This is a genomic window from Phyllobacterium sp. (genome assembly GCF_037994425.1).
Classification (GTDB): Bacteria; Pseudomonadota; Alphaproteobacteria; order Rhizobiales; family Rhizobiaceae; genus Phyllobacterium.
The window spans coordinates 1-1836 of the sequence record NZ_JBBNAM010000118.1 but is presented as its reverse complement, the minus strand read 5'-3'; the positions used below and the strand labels follow the sequence as shown (position 1 = coordinate 1836).

Here is a 1836-nt window from a genome sequence, read left to right as displayed (position 1 = left end):
AATCCTGCATGTGCGCGATATTTCTGACCCGGATAGCACCGCCCAGGCCGAAGACGTCCACACGATCATGGAAAGCCTCGGCATCGAACGCGGTGACTCCAAGCGCATAATCGAAGTCTGGAACAAGATCGATCTTCTTGACGATGCCGGGCGAGAGGCGGCGCTGCGCCAGAGTTCGGCCGTTGCCGGGAGCGAACGTCCGATCCCGATCTCAGCCTTCACAGGTGAGGGAGTGGATATGCTGCTTCAGGAGATTGAGAGCAGGATTTCAGGGGCGCTTTCAAAGGTCAAGGTCACGCTTAAGCACGACCAGATGCGTCTGATGGATTGGATCTACCAGCATTCCACCAATGTGAAACGCAAGGACCTTGACGACGGATCGATTACGCTGACGATGGACATGACTATTGGATCGAACCAGATGCTTGAGGAAAAACTCAGCCGAAACAATAGGTAACGGCGCTATTTTGCGGTTTTCGCCTCCTGCCAAAGCGCTTCCATCTCTTCGAGCGTAGCAGCATCGAGCGAATGATCCTGTTCGGCGAGCTTGCGCTCTATATAGTGAAAGCGCTTGCGAAATTTTTCATTGGTCCCGCGCAACGCGCTTTCGGGCTCCAGCTTCAAATGGCGGCCGAGATTGACGATCACAAAGAGCAGGTCGCCATATTCTTCTTCCGTATCCTTGGCGTCGCCACTGGTGATCGCTTGTTTCAACTCGCCGATTTCTTCTTCGATCTTTTCGAGAATGGGCGCCGCTTCCGACCAGTCGAAGCCGACCTTCGCCGCGCGTTGCTGAAGTTTCAGCGCACGCATTAGGGCCGGAAATCCGTGCGGAATATCGTCGAGAAACCCGTCCTTTTCAGCGAGACTGAGATTGAGCGCGGCACGACGCTCGCGCCGTTCCGCCTTTTCCTCGGCCTTGATCCTGTCCCACATTCCCTTGGCCATACCAGCGCCGCGGGCCGCTTCCGCACCAAATACATGTGGATGCCGACGGATCATCTTATGCGTGATGGCCTGGACCACATCGCCGAAATCAAACGCGTTCATTTCCTCGGCCATGCGGGCGTGAAACACGACCTGAAGCAGAAGGTCGCCAAGTTCCTCGCGAAGATCATCGATATCGTCGCGTTCGATTGCGTCGATGACCTCGAAAGCTTCTTCGAGCGTATAAGGTGCAATCGACTTGAAATTCTGCTCTAGGTCCCAAGGGCAGCCAGTCACCGGCGTCCTGAGTGCTGCCATGATGTCGAGTAGACGGCCGATATCGCGCGAGGGCTTCATGGGCATGAGTATAAAGTAGACTGACATGTGCGAACATGTACGAGCGCGTGCAAAGGGCTAGTTTCCACAACATCCGATTGCTGGATCTTCCACAATCGCGCGCGGTTATGCTCGGTTCACGCTGTCTGAAATGTTCTACGTTGCAATCGATCCCGAAGAATCAATGCATCGGCTTTTAATTCGCATGCATCGTCCGAGCGACTCTAAATCATCGGAAGAATACAGCCTGGCGATTGACGCAGCGGCGGTCCTTGACGATCCGGATACTGAATTGGAAAAATGGGACGACGCCTTTCACTCATCCACCCGAGAGCAGCGCAAGCCCGGCGCTAAGGCAACGAACCACTGACGGGGGAGCCACCTCGCGACGGTTGCGTGCAGCCATTTTACCGGAGACCTAGGCCGGCGGCCCCCAAGGTGAACAGTGTTGCAACCAAGTAGAAATGTCGCCGGTTCTGCAAAGTAGAAATGTCATCCCGATAGGTGCCGAAGCGCGTCGCCGGGCAGGGCGGAGACCTCAATATCGCAGCCCGGACCGGCGACATCCAGCCG

At 55.8% G+C, this 1836-nt stretch carries 1 protein-coding gene and 1 pseudogene; one reads left to right on the top strand and one right to left on the bottom strand.

Features of this window, described 5'->3' with window-relative positions; genetic code table 11:
* Nucleotides 1-457: pseudogene (locus tag AAAB35_RS08515) on the top strand (GTPase HflX); the annotation flags it as partial.
* Between the two features lie 5 nt (nt 458-462).
* Here the strand turns inward: AAAB35_RS08515 and mazG are convergent.
* Complete coding sequence (gene mazG, locus AAAB35_RS08510) at nt 463-1284, bottom strand: nucleoside triphosphate pyrophosphohydrolase (protein WP_340667791.1); 822 nt, start codon at nt 1282-1284, stop codon at nt 463-465.
* Between the last annotated feature and the right edge of the window lie 552 nt (nt 1285-1836).

Coding starts and splice junctions, on each gene's coding strand:
- mazG (WP_340667791.1), bottom strand. CDS start 1,284: ATGAAGCCCTCGCGCGATATCGGCCGTCTACTCGACATCATGGCAGCA.